Below are 18598 nucleotides of genomic sequence, written 5' to 3' on the forward strand. Positions count from 1 at the left end.
TACTATAATGTCTTTTATGGGAAGCTTGAAACGTTGCCGGCCACTCTCATATTTACAATTGATTTATTTTGAATTAATTTTACATAAATTTAATATTATTTTTATTAAGTTATTAATTTCACGAGAGTGAATGTAAAAGTTCACTCGCGCCAAATATGAAACAATAAGAATATTCTATTTTTAGATATGATTTAACAAATTTTATATATTAATATAACAAGATTATCAAAGTCTATTATCTGAAATAGATAAGATAATATTATTTGGTTTTGTGGCTCGTGGAGAAGCTACAGAAGAGTCAGATATTGCCGTTTAAAACTTATTTTTGGGTATGCGAGATTTATAATTTGTTTTTAGAGGAATATAACTCTATTTTGTCGAATCTTTGAAATTAAAATTTCATGGTTAACTGTATTTTGTTTAAATAATGATTCAAAAGTGATTTATGGGCATTAAAATTAAAGTAGATTTATATGAATAAAAAAATCATCGACCGCGCCAGAGGATCCATCATAGGCCTCGCAGCAGGCGACGCACTCGGCGTCCCGCTGGAATTTAAATCTCCAGGAACATTTGAACCAGTTGAAGACATGATCGGGGGCGGATCGTTCAACTTAAAGCCTGGAGAATGGACAGATGACACAAGCATGGCATTATGCCTGGCTGAAAGCTTGATTGAACAACAGGGATTCGACCCTATGGATCAACTTGAAAGATATACTCTGTGGTACCGTGAAGGGCATTTAAGCGTCAACGGCAAATGTTTTGATATTGGAAACACCACGCGTGAAGCTTTACATAAATTTGAAGAGACGCATGGACCTTACTGCGGCCAAACCTACGAGCGCTCTGCTGGAAACGGCTCTATAATGCGTTTAGCCCCAGTTCCAATTTTCTATTTTTCAAGTCCAGAAGATGCAGTTAGTAATGCAGGGAAAAGTTCAAGGACAACACATGGACATATCTTAACTGTAGATGCATGCAGATATATGGCGGGGCTAATTGCCGGTGCAATGATGGGCCACAAAAAGAAGTTAATACTCTCTTGCATGTACTGCCCAGTTCCTGGCTCCTGGGATGCACATGAATTATCCTCAGAAATTGATGAAATTGCACGCGGTTCGTTCAAGCATAAAAATCCTCCAGAAATCGTGGGGAGCGGCTATGTGGTAAAATCATTAGAAGCTGCATTATGGGCTTTCTACAACAGTGATAACTTTGAAGACGGCGCTTTAATGGCTGTTAATTTAGGGGATGATGCTGATACAACAGGTGCAGTTTACGGCCAGATTGCAGGTGCTTATTATGGAGAAAGTGGGATTCCTGAAAGCTGGAAAAATAAGTTGGCATGCTGTGATTTGATCCGGTCATTTGCAGATAGATTGATTGGGAATATAAACGCTAATTATAATAAGATTTAAATTATAAGTAATAACAGCTTGTATTTTATTTTTAAAATGGTTTGGGGGTCAAATATGGGTTCAGAGGGGATTGTTGAAATGGCTGTTAATGACCTGGCTGATGAATTCCGGGAAAATTCAGATGAATTTTTTAATGAATATGATTTTCGCCATAGATTTTTCTGTAAGATGTATCCAGAGTTTAAAAATTTAATTCATCCAGAATATCCAACTAGAAAGAGATTTATTAAGGAAGAGGCTTCTGGTGAGAAATATATCTCAGGTAAGAATTGTTTTGAACCTGAAATTAAAAAAGGTATCAGGGATAAATATGCTTTAGCTGTCTTTAAAGAAGAGATTTACAATAAACATAAAAACGAGTTAAGTCCCTGGAATAGGCTATCAAATACGGATCTTGATATTAAAGATATTTACATAGATTTTGCTTTTGAATTTAAGTATATAACAAGTGGAAATATTAGTGTCATTCGTGAGATTGAGTTTGATATATTCAAGCTTAAAGAAGCCGCTGAAGCAGGGAATAAATATTTGATAATTTTTATAAATAAAATATTTGGTGATGAAGGATTTAAACAGATTATTGAACCTCTTAATGAATTTAAAAAGAATGAAAAGGTTGTTAATGTACTTATATTTTCAAAATAGTGTACTGACCGGGTTGATTTTGTAAATCTTTATATACAAAAAATTAGGAATGTATCTCTATGAAGTTCTGCCCAGAGTGTGATATGGTAATGTTACCGCAGGATGATTACATGGTTTGCCGGGCATGCGGTTACAGGGTCCCTTTAAACCCTGAATCTTCGTCTTCTTACGATGTAAACCAGAAAGTCGGTAAATCTGGTTAACATTTTATATTACAAATCAGCAACCAGATACTTTTTATGACATAACATTTTTATACTATATTCAAAATAAAGGTTGATTTATGTCTAAGAAATACTGGGGCTTAATTTTAGGTTTAATACTACTTTACGGCACATTTTCTTATTATTATATGGTAACCTTTGATAATCATGATTCTAACTGGAATTATCATGAACTTCAAAAAATCAGTAAAAATGAAAGTAGTTTTTCATTTGCAGTGTATGGGGATAGTGCTAACTCTGATGGAAGGTTCAATCATTTAATAAAAAGTTTAAACAGCAAAAATGTGCTTTTTTCGGTAGATAATGGGGATTTAACCACTTCGGGAACTCCAATGCACTTTGGATACTTTTTAATAGATGCAAAACAGTTAAAAGCGCCGTTACTCACTAATATTGGTAACCATGATCTTTCAGGAAGCGGCAGCGAGTCTAATTATATTAACGTGTTTGGAAACCCTTACTACTCATTTTCAGAAAAAAACAGCTACTTCATAGTCCTGGATGATGCAAACTCAAATGTTAACGACACTCAGATGAACTGGCTGAAAAACGAGCTTAAAAAGAGCCAAAATTATAAATACCGATTTATATTTATGCACATTCCGCTATATGACCCTAGGTATAATTTTAAAGGTGAAGGTCTCAGTTTAGGCAACTCAACTACTGCAAAAACCCTTAATAACCTTTTTGACGAGTACAACGTCACCATGCTTTTCACATCACATATCCACGGCTATTTCCAGGGAGTATGGGGCAAAACATCATTTATAACAACTGGAGGCGCAGGATCTCCTCTAAGCAAGCCTCATGCTGGTGTTAATAATACTGAAAACTATTTTTACCACTATATTTTGGTTAATGTAACAGACAATGGAGTTAATTATGAAGTGGTGAGGTATAATTAAATTTTTACCTAAATTGGGTGGAAGTCCCGTAATAATCAGAGAGGGACAGGGGTAATGGGGCTGTTATTTCCCTCTCTGTTGTGTTGTACAACCCAAAATAAAGTATATATATCTGCAATAAACTATTTTTGGATTTTGAAGCATATGTACTGGATTATATTCATAAATATTTTCATACATCCAGAATTATGCGTAAAAAAGTGTTAAATGAACTTTTGTGATTAATTCAACTTTAAAACAAGACTCATTAGCGACAAGTCCTAAATTTAGTTTGTTATAGTTTAGTATTAACCTTATTTGAATGTATTTAACATTAAATAGTTTTATATCTGTTGGAAATATTTGTGTATCTTGTATTATATAAAATTTTTATCATCTAATTTTAGTTATACAGACTTTAAAAAGGAATATGTAAATAGAAATGATTTGCATAAGCATATAAAACTAATTGGAGCTGGAGGATATTTGATGCCAGAAAGCAGTGTTAAACTTAACTACATTGAAAAAGGTGAGGGATTCCCTTTAATTTTAATCCATGGCTTATCTGATGATTTGAGGTTTTGGGCCCCTTTAATCCCTCAATTTTCAAGAAATTACAGGACAGTAGCTTTAGATCTTAGAGGACATGGTAGTTCGGGCAAACCAAAGGGCCCTTATTTCATTGAACAGTTCAGTAGGGACGTATATTCTCTTCTCAATGAGTTAAACATAAAAAAGGCCCACTTCATCGGATTTTCTGTGGGAGGGGCTGTAGTCCAGGATTTGGCAGTTAATTACCCCGAAATGGTTTCATCAATAGTTTTGATGTCCAGTTTCAGTTTTGTTGATTCGAAATTAAATGAAACTTTCCTGAAGCTCAGGGAGTCTCTGGTTGGAGGGGGTTTTGCGGCATTTTTTGACGAAATATTGCCTTTAGTTTTAATTCCCAAATTAATTAATGAGAATAAGGCAGAACTTGAGCAGATTAAGGAAGAAAAAGTTAAAACAGAGTCTGTAGAATCGCTGATCAATACCGTTGATGCGTGTATGGAATTTGATGTTAAAGACAAAATATCGGTGATCTCAAAACCAGCTTTAATAATTTCTGGAAAAGAAGATGTTTTAATTCCAGATGAACTTGCAGGGCAGGCTCATAGAATTATAGGTGGATCAAAACGTGTAATACTTGAAAATACGGGACATAATGTCCTTATCCCTGAAAATTTACAGTTTCTGCTGGAATTAATTTTAAAATTCCTTAAAGATGTTTAGGGAAAAAATAAATCTGTTTTGGTTCAAAGTCCATTTTTTTAAATTTGGAATATAAAAATTCGATCTTATTAATTTCTATTTTAATTATGTTCATGTTAACCTGCAGATTTTTTATAAAGTTCTCGTTTAAACCTTTCATTTTAATTACATCGTAATATTCATATGTATCCTCTGGAACGATATATGCAGAACCGGTTATCTGCATGCCTGCAAGGCTGTTCATACGGGTATAGTTGTCATAAACTGCTATGGAGATATTTTTGTTAAGGGGGATATTAGAAAATTTTTCTCCCCCTTCACTTAGAAAGTACATAAATCCGTTGCTGTAGAGGTATTCTATTGGTGTTGACCTTACCCTGTTTTTGTATGAAGTGGAAAGTGTACAGGTATTATGGGTTGTTAAGAAATTTTCTATTGTCTTTTTGACTTTAGGTGACGGCGCTTTAGGTATCAGGTCATCTTTAATTAATTTAAGTTCAAGGGCATATTTTAGAACGTTACTCAGGTTAAAATTGTCAATATCTTCTAGTTCGAACCCTATTTTTTTGCTGAACAATTGGAGTGCTTTTTTGTCTTCTTCATTCAATGTGCTTTGTTTTAATACGCCCCCTAAGACGTTCTTATCAACAATTTTACCTATTGTTTTTGCAAGGTCATTTAGATTTTCATTCCCGTCTGAAGGGCTCAGGCATGTGCAAAACAGGGCTACTGGTTTTTCTTTAAGCCAATCAAGGTTATTTTCAACAAACTGGCATATTTGGGGTTCCAGTTTCCCACTGTACACTGGAGATCCTATAACTACAAAGTCAAAATCTTTATAAAGATCTTTAAATTCATCTGTCCTGCAGTATTTAGCAGGTCCCAGTACCAGTGACAGGTATCTGGCTATTTTTTCTGTAGTCCCGTATTTGCTTTCATAAATTAAAAGAGTTTTTTGCATTTATACCAGTTACCTTAATTGATCTTAAGCTACTGATTGTAACTAATACTGTATTTTTTTGGGTTTTGGCACATTTAGTGAAAATATTCATTTAAATGTATTCTGCTTATTATTTATGTGCTGTAATTTAATAAACTCTTTTGCAAAATTCATATTGGGAGATATTTCAGCTGTAATCTAAAAACAGGGTAAAAATGATTTTATCTGCCATTAAAATTTCTTGAAATGATTTGTTTTTTTAGTAAATAACGTAACATGGCTTGTGATTTATATAATTAATTAAATGGGGTTTAATTTTTTAAAAAATGTAATGTGGGAGTTAATGGTCTGTTTGGATATTTGTTATAATCAATGTATTTAATTATATTTAACTGCAAAATTATAGATTAGTAGGATATTTGTCTAAGGAACTGCTTTAAAAAGCAGGAGATGATTTTAATGACTGTTCAGCTCCATGATTTCCTAAAAGAAGCAGAGAAAAAGAAGGCTTTTCCAGAAGTTATTGCTTATCATAGAATTGATGGTCCGGGATCCAGTTTGGATTTAAGCGAATTTCAACAGGCATTCTGGAAACTGCCGCATATACCTGAACAAGATGACCCTGCAGTGAAATGGACATGCAACCTTCCAAGAACGGTTGGTATAACTATAGATACTGGAACAAGGGTTGAAGCCCATCCTTTTGATCCTGGCCGTATAGGCATTAAGTCTGTTGAATATAAAACAGAGGTTTCCGCATCACTGGGGGAGGTTATCCCTGTAAAAGAGAACTGGCTGCTTAAAATACTGGAAATATTCGATCTTTCAGGCGTTATGTTTGTTTTGAAAAATTTAAAAGAAGGCCTGCATTCTTCAGGGCTTGGGGGATCATCTGCTGCAGCTACAGGTGTTTGCATACTTGCAAATGAGCTGGCAGGACGGCCTTTTAGTAAAATCCAGCTGATTGCTATGGCTTCCCGTATTGAACAGGATTTTGGAGTAAGCATTACTGGAACTCAGGAGCAGTCCAATGTTCTTTTTGGGGGAGTTACTGATTATGTCTGGTTTCCATGGGGCATACCGGGATGTCCTGATACCGGATACGGCTCTTCAATGCGGTTTGAATTGATAACTCCTCAGGATTATCATAAGTTAGAAGAAAGGATGGCTATTTTTCATTCGGGATACTCCCGCCTGAGTACTGAAGTTAATATTGCGTGGAGAAATGCCCTGCGGGCTGAAGAGGGGTATAAACATCACTTTAAAAAAATGGAAGTGGCCTACAGGTTTCGTGAAGGCCTGAGACTGCAAAAATGGAGCCATGTTTTAGATTCTATGGTAAAATACCGTAAAATACGAACAAAGCTTTGCATGGATTATATGGGAGGTTCTATGGATTTGCTGGAGCGTGCTGAATCACATAACTGTACTGCTTTTCCTTTAGGTGCGGGGGGTGGAGGGGGAGTACTTTTATTTTCTCCAGATCCCGAGTCTTTAGAAAGCCTGCGCGGAGATCTTCAAGGTATATATCGTGAAATCCCATTTAAAATCAGGTCTAAAGGATATGAAATTAATAATAGATTGTAGAATAATTTTAAGGTATATGGAGTGTAATAAGATAATGGAAAGATAGAAATAGGTCAATAGTGATGGAAATGAAAAAATTTTCTTTTATAGCAAGAATGCCTAACGAGCCAGGTGCTTTACATAAAGCCGCAGAGATAGCAAAGGACTATAACGGCAACATCCACCGGATTCACTACAATAGAAAAATTGATCCCAACACCGTATTTTTTGAAATTACGGCTGATGAGTCATCATATGGAAAAATAATGAATAAACTTGACGAAATTGGCTATCTGCAAACTACACTTAAACCTGCAAATTATTTGAAGTTTAATATCTCACTTCCACATTCTCCTGGAGCTTTATTTGAATTTTTAAATTGTATAACATCTGCAGGTGCAAATATTGGATTTCTGGACTTTGATGATAAAAGCAACAGGCACGATAAATTAACGGTTGCGTTGACTCTAGATAAAATTTCAAGTGTGGATGCCCTTTTGGATAATTTAAAATCGCGTTACCTCTTAGAAATCGTTGAATATGATACTGAAGGTGAAAAACTGGATGATACTGTGTTTTACATATTTTTTGCCCAGAAGTTAAGGGAGATAATTGGAAATACTGAGGATGATTTTTTAATTAAACTGCTGGGTGACGTTAACCATATTGTTCAGGAGCTCACGCGCCTTGGTGAAGACCCTAAACATGTATTTGAAAGTATCTTACTTACTGGAAACACATTAAAGGATACTTCTGGTGACGGCTTCTACGCTGATATTCAAAAGGTAGATTTAAACCAGGATACTCAACTTTACTGCTTCCAGCCGCCATGTGGAGGGAATATATTTGTTATCAATGCTCCAGAAGAGATGGTAATGGTAGATTCGGGTTATGGGATTTATTACCCTGACATTTTAAAATTATTCCAGCACTGTGGGATTGACCTCAAAAATCTTAAAGGTATCTACATGACCCATGCAGATGCAGACCACTGCGGTGCAGGGGGCTTTTATGGGGTTAAATCATTCATGCATAGGGGCACGTCAGATATCATTGGGAAAGCTAACAGGGCTTACGGATCCAATGTGGAAGAATGTGTCCTTGAAGAGGTATATACCAAATTAATTAACCTGTTTTCAAGATTTAACTCTCCGGCAGATGTGAATATTTTTTCTGAAAACATAATTAAAATGAGGGGTTCTTTCAAGGTTGTTCACATTTTTAAAGTTGGGGATATGGAATTTGAAGTGCTGGAAAGCTTAGGTGGGCATCTTTATGGGCAGGTTTTTTTAGCATGTCCAGATGAAGGGATTATTTTTACAGGGGATTCTTTAATTAACTTTGATAGTTTAAGTGAAGATAGAAGGAGGTACAACCTCCTTGCAAAAAATTTAATGACTTCTGTAAATGTAGATAGAAAGCTGGCTAAAACGGAACGAAAAGCACTTTTAAGGATAATTTCTAAACTAAATGAAGAATTATCAATTAAAGATAAGAAATGTTTAATTTGCAGTGGTCATGGAGCTGTTTCACTACTTTCTGGAGATAAGCTAGAAATTTATGGGCAGATCTATCATTACCTGCCAAAAAAGATGTAAATATTGAGCCACATTTTTGAATTAGTTTTTTTGGGCACCATATGATTTAGGATAAAATGATATTTATTTTTGTTAGTATTCACATGTTTTTAGCTTAACTGATTTATTAAAAACATCTAAACAGGTTTTTTAATTTATATAGAAGTGGAGTATATTTTAACTTTTTATTTTCATTAGTTTTTATAGGCATATGTTTGTAAATTTGGATAGTAAATCCTTTTTTTGTATTAATAATAATATTAATATAGTAAGTAATAACATAATAACATTGTTAGAAAATAATGTTATTCAGTTACATAATAAGTGCATTTAAAATCATCGTGTAGTTTAAATGGATATATACATCTTAATCTGTTTTTTTAAGATGTTAAATTCTGCCGAATGGTTTAAAATGCTTATTTGAATTGTTAAATATTTTCTAACGCTCACTGATGTAATGGGGGGTGAAAAATATTAGAAAACGACTGATACTGACAATTTCAATGCTCCTTATTGTATTTGCAGTTTTCAGTATAGCTGTAACAGCAAATGAGCAACAAAATCAGAGTAAAACCCAGGTCTCAACCAGCTATATAATGCCTCAAATAAATGCAACGCCAAAATGCACTAATGCAACTCCAAGGAATGAGACCAATTGTACACTGAACATAACAGGACCGATATCAAATCAGACTTTTAACTGTACAAATTTAACAGTGACTAATCAGTCCACAAACCAGACTTTAAATCGTTCAACCATACGGGATATAATTGGACAGTTACTGGCACCAGTTTTAAATGACACCACTAATTTAACACAGACAAATGCAACTGGACAACCATTAGACAAGCTTTTAACCGATGTCAATACAATGCTAAGTAAAATGGCACAGTTAATAGGTATAATTCGAAGTGGTGGTTTTAATATAACTGGTTAAGTCCTCGAAAAAGTGTTGGGAGTTAGGGAAGAATTTCCATTTACTTATCTTGAGATCGAAAATCAGAGATGGTAAAACTGGATATTCTGTATCTATTCGGTTAAAGATAGGTTCCAATTATGTTTAACGCTCATGTCTCTAATGTAATATTCTCAGGGAATATCTAAACTACAAATTTAACATAATTCCTTTACAAGTTAACATGAAGCATTTCATGTGCATGTCTTAGACATGAGAAATATTGGTAATTCAGCACGATTAAAAGTTTATGGAATGGAACTCCCTATACTCCAATTTATCTTAAATAAATCGTGGAATAATGAGTAAATGGCGGATTAAAAAGTAGTATTGTGAGGGGAATGGAGGTAAAATTGATATCAATTCCCGCTCAGTGTCGTAATGCCAAAATTAAATTTGTACTTTCTACATAAATTTATTTTGATATGCACATATCATTATGTTCATAGATGTAATTATAGGTCATGTAAACAGATACATACCTGCCTGATATTTCCCATAAAATCCCCTTTAAATTGATAAAATAGAATTTAATTTATTCTTATTAGATAAAAATTATCATTAATGGGTATGACATATTATTACATTATAAAAAGCAATAGGGAGCGAATGAAGAGGTAATGTTTAGTTTTTCTCCCTAGTATGATACTGTGTACCAAAATCAGGTTTATATTTCTCCATTAAATTAATTTTTGATATGTGCAGGGGATTACATGCATGGATATGTTTATATTCTATGCATGTAGTTTCTAGGATTTTATTGAGGTGTTACAAGTATATACCCTATTTTTATTCAAATTTTTAAATTTAAGCCGATTAAAATAAATTATATATGTAAAAGGCAAATCACATAGTGTGTATATCCTTGAATTTGGGCAGTATAGAATATGTTTTAGGCACTAAGATCTATTGCTGGAGATATACTTAGTGTACTTCCGTAATAATTTTAGGTCTTAAACTACAATAGTATAATATAGTTAATATTTGAGCAGGGTGCAGAATTAATAAAATATAATGTGAATTACCCTAATTAAAACCAGTAAAATGACCTTTTAAAAAGATTTTAGAAAGTTTTAATGTCTGATGTAAAAGCAGTGTATTAGAAATTAGAACTAACTATGTTGGTTATCAGTTAGTTATAACATAAATGCTGTGATTTTATGTATAATGAACGTTTGAAAACTTTGAAGATTGCAGGAATCATTGTTTTAGTAATTGGAATTTTAGCTGCCATATTTTATATTGTGTATAGTTTTTCGCTCTTCTGGCAGGCATTTGCAGCAGGAATCACCATATCTGTCTTATTGATCATTATCTTTATACTCCTCGTACTGGCAGTATACCTGTGGATAAAAAATTTCCTGATTAAAAGTGAGTTAAAGAAAAGGGAAATTGAGCTTGAACAGGTTAAAATACAGTTAAATATGTATAAAACTAAAGCTAAGGCAGAAAGACACGGAAAAGTCTGAATAATTTATATTTCCTGTTACTTTGTATTTATGGTCAATTATAGCTTTAATCAAGGCCACAGGTGGAAATTATGTACAATTTAAATCCAGATATCGTGTTAACTTTGGCAGGATTAACATTGACATTTTATGCCTTATTTGCCAGAATGCTTGTTAAATTCAATGATAAATACAGCAGAAACTTGTTATATTTTTTACTGGCTAATATGGTATCTGTTGGGTTTACAGTCGTATTTGTGCTTAGTGATATTAAACAGGCAGCAGAACCAAATTATGCATATCTTGGTGATATACTGGACGTCAGCTGGGCATTTTCGCTTGTTACGGTTGTTCTTTTTGCTTTTATTTTGCTCCATAGGGAATTAAGTGAAATGGAGGATCCTGAGGAAAAAAAGAAGCGTTTTAAAAGGGTTATATTAATTATTATTTTTTCACTGGCGCTTTTTTTAGGTTTACCCTTTATTTTAACTCTTTTTTAGGTAATATCTTTGATGAATAAAATTTTTGATTTTTATTAAATGAGTGGGTGATTTTGAGTATTACTTTTCATATTTTTGTGTAGTAACCTTTAAATAGTACTATTGATCTATGTTGTAATAGCATGTTATATGGTTGGAGTGAATTAATTTTGAAATTAAAAGAGAAAAACAAACAGCAAATATTGGATTAATAAGTTAAGGTGACATTAAAATTGCTGCTTTATTCATTTAAATTCATTTATAAATCGTTTTTTAATTGAATGCTGTGCTGAAGCAGAGCATTTGTGATATTTAACTATAACAATGGGCTTGATGATATTTATTTTGAAAAATAAAAGATTAAGCTTATTAATTTTTACTAAAAAATTTGGAGTTGATTTTTACGTTGGAAATTATGAGTTATACTCCCATAATAACAACAATTGTGGGTGTTTTTATGGGTTTAGGTTCCAGAGAGTTAAGCGACTGGCGTAAGGCTAAAAAAGCTAGAAAAAGAAAAATTAATTCTACCCGTACGTTAATACTACTTGAAAATGAAAGGAATCTGGAATCACTTAAGGAATTCTGGTATAAATTAAATAAATCTGATGAAAGTGAAGAAAATATGGATGAGTCAAAGATTGACATTGCCAAAAGATTGATTAAAATGCCAATGCCATGTCTAGATGACTTCATGTGGAGAAAACATGCTTCCCTGCTTACAATAACCTTTAAAGATAAGGAAATTGTGGCTGTTTCCACTTTTAATAATTGTTTAGAATCTCTTAAATCTATTTATTCTAAATTGGTGGATTTGGATACTATGGATAGGGAGTTTAACAGCACTTATGCCTCAAGTGGGGCTGAATTATCTTCTCTCCCACATTCTAATCGTTTTAAAGAGGAAGCTCCAGGTTTATTAGATGAATTTGAAGAAATTACATTGGGCCTGCTTAAAAATGGCAATCCTCTTGATAAAAAGAAAAATTAATGTTATATATTGAAATCATTAATGGGTAATATTCATTAATGGAGCTTTTTTGGGCTCAAAAGCTTTAAATTTAAATAGTGTTTTAAATACTATTTTTTTTATTTTACGATTTTTAAATCATATTAGTTGAATTTGTCTTCATTTTGTTCATTTAAATAAATTTAATGCTTTTTTTTAATCGTTTTTTTGAGTAGTTATATGAAGAGATGGTTACTGCACAAATCTAATTTTTTTAATATCATAAATAATATATTTTGGTATTAATATAATATAATTTGAGTTAAATGAAAAAATGGGCTCTAGTTTTAGGAATTCTTCTGGTAGTGACATCTACCTTTGGCTGTACCAGTAACACACAGCAGGAAAAACAATCGGGAAACAATATTAACTTTTCAATACCTGAGGGGTGGGAATTGCACTGGATGCCTGGAGAGGGTACCGTGATCTGGATGGATGGTGATCCACGTATTCGGGTAATAGAGATGAGCAAGCAGAAATTTGATGCTAAGCATGATCAGGCATTACATATCGATAATACAACTTTCATGGTGAAAACACACAACAAGACAATGGATGGAATAAATGTTGAGACATTCTGGACCACTGATGGTAATTCGGGGGATATTCAGGATTATTATTTCTTCTCTAAAAATGATAAATATTATTATGTGCTAGCATGGGCTTATACTGGCTGGGATTCAAGTAAACAGTCAAGGTTTCGGCAGCATATAGATAAGGCCGTAAAAAGCATTGTTTCAACCATAACTTAATCTGAAACTTATTTTTTTAATTTTATTTTTTGATTTATTAGACAGTAAACGATTATTACTTTTCACATGCTCTTGCTTAAATCACTTAACCCTTTAAATATAAGGATATATTATGCTGCTGACCTTTTGAAACTGAAAATATGGCTAATTATATGTTTTATTTCTAAAGGGTTAATTTGAGGGTTGTTTGATGTAAAAAACACTGGCCGATGCTAGTTAGAAAGTATTGTAGTGATTCTAATATTATAAAATGGTTAGATCTGGCTTATCTTTTTGAGCGGGGGATATATGGAAGAATTTAATAGTTTTGGCATTAAAATGTGAAAATCTTTGATTTTCATTGTAAAAAATTGGAAATTTTCACGGTTACAAAAACCAGAGGTTTTCACAAACATGTGAAAAATCTTTGATTTTTTCACGGTTGAAAATCTACGATTTTCAAACATAGAAAACATAGGGATCATAGGTTATTTCTATGATTTTTTACATTGGGAAGATATGGTGAAAGGCATGAATCCATTTAGAAAGAGAACAGGTATTTTCCCTTCTTATTTTACAGGTAGAAAGGATGAACTTAACGAGTTAAGGGAAATTTATGAATCTACACGGGCCGGAGCTGCAGGACATATACTTATTTACGGCCCTAAAGGTATTGGAAAAACCTGTTTATTAATTAAGTTTGAGGAGCAGTTAAATAATGTGGAAGGGGTATATACAGTACGTATTCCTCTTGTTGAGGGAAACTTCAATGATATTTACAGTTTAATTATTGATAAGTGTGCGGATGCACTTAAAATCAGTGAAGGACACTTTTGGGACAATATAACTTCACTTGGAGTTAATATCCCCCTTGCAGGAGGATTTACTGTATCTAGGGAAATACCAGCCACAAGTCCATCTGTGGCCCTTGAAAAAATATTAAAAACAATTTACCTGGAATTAAAAGGAGAAAACCCTGTCTTAATTCTTTTATTCGATGATCTGCAGAGAATAATTTCAGATAATGGTCCAAGTAGAGTTTTAAGTATACTGCAGAATGCTCTGGTGGAACTCAACATCCAGGGTATGAACATAATGTTTGTTGCAACAGGGGCCCATGACATATTTTCGCAGATACAGGACCATCTGGATTCTGCTGTGAGAATATTTGAGCCGTATGAACTTAAACTATTATCTAAAGAAGAATTAAAGGAAGCTGTTGTTATACCTGCTGAAAATGAGGGCATAAAATTCGAGGAGGACGTTATAGATTTGATATATGAATTATCGGAAGGAATTCCTTATTACATGCAGGTTATAGCTTACAACTGTTTTGCAGGTGCTGTAAATGGTATAGTTAGAACTAGCGAGTTTAAACTTTCATTTAAAAGGTCGTTGAATTTGCTGGCTCAAAGAGAATTTAGGGGCATGTATGAAAAGGCAACTCATGAAGAAAGAAGGATCCTTGGATTAATGGCAGAAAGTGATAAAGAGGTTTTATCATATAAAGAAATTAAAAAAGGATTAAATTTAAAATCTGAACCTTCATTCTGGTTAAAAACAATGCTGGACAAAAATCTCATAATAAAAAAGGAGAGGGGCAAGTACCACCTTAGGGATAAAATATTTAAAGAATATTTAAGGGCTTTAAAACCGTACAGTGAAAATGGAACATATTAAGTTGGATTTATTTAGGGCTACTTAAAGGTGTCAAATTGAACACTTTAAAAAGGTAATCTTTTATAAACTCCATTCAACCCCTCAAAAATTCATAGAATTTTTGGGGCCCCGAACATGAAATGTTCGAGGGCTTTTTAGAAAAAAGGCCGTCGAAAAATCGGAGATTTTTCGGGCTTACAAAATCTTCGATTTTGTAAAGTTGATCAAAAACACACTTTTAAAAAGGCAAACTTGTATAAATACCTTTTATTGCTGCTGTAACTTTATACCAGTTATTGATGACGTTAAACTCATTTATATTGTTGCTTGCATCCATATTGTACCATTTGCCATTGATGTAGGCCTGGACAAAAACATGTCCGCATACATGCCCACTTGCAAATTTGGCAGTAACATGTACATAGCGTGCAGGAATCCCTGCCGCCCTTGAAAGAGCCACTAAAAGGTGAGAAAGGTCAACACAATTTCCTTCCTTATTTTTAAGGGTTTTTACAGCACCATATTTTGTATTATAATAAAATGAATAGTCCAGGTTGTCTCTTACCCAGTTAAATATCCGAACTGCCTTTTCATATTTGGTGGTCGCGCCTTTTGTTATCTTTGCTGCCAGGGCCTTGATACGGGGATCATTTGACTGGGCATTGGACGTTGGTTTAAGGCATTTTGCAAGTGATACCTTCGTTTTAATTGGAGGTAATTCTCCCGTTTGATTTAAAGTCTTATTTATGCCTGTTGAATCTCCAGCAGCTTCATCTATAACGTATGGATTTAGTTCTGTTTTAATTAGATTTAATGATATACTGTCAAAGAGTATGTCCTCGATACTTTGATTTGAGGGGGTATCATTTATTATAGTCTGGTTAACTGGAGTTATGGTCTGGTTAGTTGAGTTATTTGACTCTAATGTAAAATTTCCTTGTCCTGTACTGTTATTGCAGCTGTTATTCCATATGTCGGGATGTATATTTGATAATTCCCCAAAATTATGGGGTATGCTTCCAAAAACTAGAGGTAATGATATTAAAAATGTAAAAATTACATATAATTCCTTTTTTCTTCTCATAATACCACTTTATACTGCTGGAAAATACTGCTTAGATAAAAATTACTCTGTTCACTAAGTAATATATTATTAAATAATATTAATACATTATTATAGTATAAAAAATGAATTATCAATTTTTAGGAGTATATTGGAGTTAGAAAATTGATTTCTAACTTAAAAGAAGATATAAAAATTTGATAAAAATAGATGTCATCTAAAAATAGTCATTTTATTTTAAATTATTTTAGCGGGTAAATGAGGTAGTTAATATATTCTAATTGTTATTTATACTAAAACAACTGCATCGATATACTGAAGAAAATAAAAAATTTAGAAATTGAATGATTTAATGGGCATTTTCAAAAAATTAAAAAAGAAAGGATTAGTTAATCCTTTTGCGGGACATGGGGTGTTTTTGTTTTGGCGTCCAGTTTAAATTTTCTATCTGTGGATTTTTTCCCGTTGTAGTTCCTTTTGAGCCTGTTGACATATGTACGTGCCCATATATATGCCAATATACATCCGCATGCTCCTCCAACTACAATTCCCCACCATACGCCCTGTGATCCAATACCAAGGACGAAAGCAAATAAGTACGCAAATACAGAAATAAATGCGACTTCTCTAATTATGGTCAGGATTAATGAAGTTGTCCCTTTTCCCATGGCCTGGAATATTGAGCTGGCGGTAATCCCGAGGGGGACTACGATGTAGAACAAACACATTACTTGGAGGAAAGAGGCTATTGATGGTGCAAGGAATGCACTTTGGGATGAATATGCAAAGATACCTGAAATATTTGGTGCAAATATATATGTAATGATGCTGGTAACTGCTGCAATGGAAATACCTAATTTTACAGAGTAATTAAGTGCAGTAGAAACATTTCCATATTTTTTAGCCCCATATGCAGCACCAGCAACTGTTATTGCTGCAGTACCTATCCCTATGGCTGGAATCATGGCAATGTTCACTACTCTCCAGCCTGCAGTATATACTGCGACTGCGTCCGTTCCTCCAGTTGTGACCAGTATGATGTTTAAAATTATACCGAGAATGGACATTATGAGGAACTCAGCACTTGCAGGCATTCCAACCCCTAAAATATCCTTTATAACCTTGAAGTTTGTTTTGAAGTCCTTCATGGATAAAGATACATAAGTGTCACGTTTCAGGACAAGCCAGTAAATTATCAGCCCCGAAGAGAGACTTGAAGATATTACTGTTGCCCATGCAGCCCCTGCAACCCCCATTCCAAGGGAATAAATGAATATTGGGTCTAAAATTATATTCAAGATTGCGGTTGCAGCCATTGCATATGTTGCTCTTTTAACATCTCCTTCGGCCCTCAGGATACCTGAAGCAACACTTGAAAGGATTAAAAATATTAGCCCTCCAAATACTATTTGGCCGTACTGAACTGCAAGGCCAAGGGATTCACCAGCGCCCATAACTGTAAGAATTTCTGGAAGAGAGATCAGTATGGCTATGGTTAAAACAGCGGCAGCTATAATTGTCATGATTAAAGAGTGTATGGCTGCATTATCAGCACCTTTTTTATTCTCTGCACCTATGCATCTTGCAATTAATGATGTTGCACCTGCCCCCAGACCATTACCTATACCTACAATGATCATGAACACAGGCGTGATGAAACCTAATGCAGCAAGTGCATTTGAGCCAAGCCCTGCAACCCATATACTGTCGGCCAGGTTGTATGCCATCATAAGTAACATGGATATTATCATGGGCATTGCCAGGCTGCGGATTGCTTTTTTTGGATTTCCAGTAATTAAAGAGATACGTTTATTTATGTTATCATCTTTTTGAGATTTATTTAAGTTCATTTTTATTTTTCACCATTTTTATGTACTTTTTCAAGGCTTTTTGTAGCCAGCGTTTGTAATGTCTTAACTAGGTGGGAGTATTCTGTATTTGATAAGTCGAAGCAGACTGATTTTTCCCATTCATTATCAATTTGATGAATTTTAGGTACTATTTGTCTTCCCTTTTCAGTTAAAAAAAGAAGATATTTCCGACGGTTTTGCGGGTTTATTTCGCGGTATATAAATCCATTGTCTTCCAGCTTTTTTAAAGCGCGGGCAACTGTTCCCTTGTCGATGTGTAAATGAACTGCGAGATTGTCTTGTGTTATGCCTTCTTTGTGTGATAACTGAATGAGGAACGGTACCTGACCTGCAGTAAGTTCTAAATCTTTCATTTTGTTGTTTAAATGTATGATGCGGGTCCTGTGTATTATGGATATGAATACTCCGAGCGGAATATCTTCGGGAGTGTTTTCTAGTAGTTTTTTAGTGTGATGCAATGTAAAATTCACCTCAATACTTAATTTGAGTTTAAATTAGCTCTAAAAATCTATATATCTACTAAATCGTGTTTACAGATTTTAAGAGTATGTATCCTCTATAAATAGTTATAAAAAACTGTAATATCATTAATAATAGTTTTAAAGTCTTTTAAATATAAATAAAAAAAGATTTATTATTAACATTTGCATATCCTATTCTGTTTTCATGGTATATAAATATGTTGTTCATGCAACAATTGCAGGTGCAACAAAAATGGCTTTATTTTAATGGATTTTACCTTACAAATCTGCCTATTAACTGTCAAAAAAATAAAGGATTAAAACAACTAGTATCCTTTTATAATTAATTTATAAGTTTATTTTAGATTTTTATTCTTTATTTGGGGGTATATATAAAAATAAAGCTAAATTGG

The 18598-nt window shown here is 33.5% G+C and carries 17 protein-coding genes; 13 read left to right on the top strand and 4 right to left on the bottom strand.

The window, feature by feature from the left end; all coding sequences use genetic code 11:
- Positions 1-473: 473 nt before the first annotated feature.
- From ASJ80_RS11990 to ASJ80_RS12010, 5 genes are all read left to right on the top strand, one after another.
- Entirely contained in the window at positions 474-1421 is a 948-nt protein-coding gene (locus ASJ80_RS11990; RefSeq protein WP_069583920.1) for an ADP-ribosylglycohydrolase family protein, read from the top strand.
- Positions 1422-1475: 54 nt separating this feature from the next.
- On the top strand, positions 1476-2066 hold the full coding sequence (locus ASJ80_RS11995; protein WP_069583919.1) for a hypothetical protein: 591 nt from the start codon (positions 1476-1478) through the stop codon (positions 2064-2066).
- A gap of 59 nt (positions 2067-2125) precedes the next feature.
- Positions 2126-2269 (top strand): hypothetical protein, encoded by a 144-nt coding sequence (locus tag ASJ80_RS12000; protein WP_083240962.1) that lies wholly within the window; start codon positions 2126-2128, stop codon positions 2267-2269.
- 80 nt (positions 2270-2349) lie between these two features.
- Positions 2350-3195: a metallophosphoesterase family protein gene (locus ASJ80_RS12005; protein WP_069583918.1), complete on the top strand. Its 846-nt coding sequence runs from the start codon at positions 2350-2352 to the stop codon at positions 3193-3195.
- Positions 3196-3663: 468 nt separating this feature from the next.
- Positions 3664-4446: an alpha/beta fold hydrolase gene (locus ASJ80_RS12010; RefSeq protein WP_069583917.1), complete on the top strand. Its 783-nt coding sequence runs from the start codon at positions 3664-3666 to the stop codon at positions 4444-4446.
- Here the strand turns inward: ASJ80_RS12010 and ASJ80_RS12015 are convergent.
- A complete protein-coding gene (locus ASJ80_RS12015; RefSeq protein WP_069583916.1) occupies positions 4433-5386 on the bottom strand; it encodes a flavodoxin domain-containing protein in 954 nt (317 codons plus the stop codon). The two genes, ASJ80_RS12010 and ASJ80_RS12015, sit on opposite strands and share 14 nt — an antisense overlap.
- Before the next feature lie 438 nt (positions 5387-5824).
- On the opposite strand from ASJ80_RS12015, the gene ASJ80_RS12020 reads away from it, so the two are divergent.
- The 8 genes from ASJ80_RS12020 to ASJ80_RS12055 all read left to right on the top strand — a co-directional run bounded on the left by ASJ80_RS12020 (position 5825) and on the right by ASJ80_RS12055 (position 14811).
- Complete coding sequence (locus ASJ80_RS12020; protein WP_069583915.1) at positions 5825-6952, top strand: GHMP family kinase ATP-binding protein; 1128 nt, start codon at positions 5825-5827, stop codon at positions 6950-6952.
- Positions 6953-7020: 68 nt separating this feature from the next.
- Positions 7021-8529 (top strand): MBL fold metallo-hydrolase, encoded by a 1509-nt coding sequence (locus tag ASJ80_RS12025; RefSeq protein WP_069583914.1) that lies wholly within the window; start codon positions 7021-7023, stop codon positions 8527-8529.
- A gap of 443 nt (positions 8530-8972) precedes the next feature.
- Positions 8973-9446 (top strand): hypothetical protein, encoded by a 474-nt coding sequence (locus ASJ80_RS12030; RefSeq protein WP_141705182.1) that lies wholly within the window; start codon positions 8973-8975, stop codon positions 9444-9446.
- Positions 9447-10624: 1178 nt separating this feature from the next.
- Complete coding sequence (locus ASJ80_RS12035) at positions 10625-10933, top strand: hypothetical protein (RefSeq protein ID WP_069583912.1); 309 nt, start codon at positions 10625-10627, stop codon at positions 10931-10933.
- A gap of 71 nt (positions 10934-11004) precedes the next feature.
- Positions 11005-11412, top strand: coding sequence for a hypothetical protein (locus ASJ80_RS12040; protein WP_069583911.1), 408 nt, complete (start codon positions 11005-11007; stop codon positions 11410-11412).
- Between the two features lie 394 nt (positions 11413-11806).
- Positions 11807-12382 carry a hypothetical protein gene (locus ASJ80_RS12045; protein WP_245837571.1) on the top strand — a complete coding sequence of 192 codons (576 nt, stop codon included), beginning with the start codon at positions 11807-11809 and terminating at the stop codon, positions 12380-12382.
- Positions 12383-12666: 284 nt separating this feature from the next.
- Positions 12667-13152: a hypothetical protein gene (locus tag ASJ80_RS12050; RefSeq protein ID WP_069583910.1), complete on the top strand. Its 486-nt coding sequence runs from the start codon at positions 12667-12669 to the stop codon at positions 13150-13152.
- A 510-nt stretch (positions 13153-13662) separates the two neighbouring features.
- Positions 13663-14811, top strand: coding sequence for an AAA family ATPase (locus ASJ80_RS12055; protein WP_069583909.1), 1149 nt, complete (start codon positions 13663-13665; stop codon positions 14809-14811).
- 217 nt (positions 14812-15028) lie between these two features.
- Here the strand turns inward: ASJ80_RS12055 and ASJ80_RS12060 are convergent, their stop codons facing one another.
- The 3 genes from ASJ80_RS12060 to ASJ80_RS12070 all read right to left on the bottom strand — a co-directional run bounded on the left by ASJ80_RS12060 (position 15029) and on the right by ASJ80_RS12070 (position 18182).
- The gene (locus ASJ80_RS12060) at positions 15029-15874 is read right to left on the bottom strand and encodes a transglutaminase-like domain-containing protein (RefSeq protein ID WP_069583908.1); all 846 of its coding nucleotides are present in this window, start codon (positions 15872-15874) and stop codon (positions 15029-15031) included.
- A 368-nt stretch (positions 15875-16242) separates the two neighbouring features.
- A complete protein-coding gene (locus ASJ80_RS12065) occupies positions 16243-17703 on the bottom strand; it encodes an MATE family efflux transporter (RefSeq protein ID WP_083240961.1) in 1461 nt (486 codons plus the stop codon).
- 2 nt (positions 17704-17705) lie between these two features.
- On the bottom strand, positions 17706-18182 hold the full coding sequence (locus ASJ80_RS12070; RefSeq protein WP_069583907.1) for a MarR family winged helix-turn-helix transcriptional regulator: 477 nt from the start codon (positions 18180-18182) through the stop codon (positions 17706-17708).
- Positions 18183-18598 lie beyond the last annotated feature (416 nt).

Origin of the sequence: Methanobacterium bryantii (assembly GCF_002287175.1) — an archaeon.
Lineage (GTDB): Archaea > Methanobacteriota > Methanobacteria > Methanobacteriales > Methanobacteriaceae > Methanobacterium_D > Methanobacterium_D bryantii.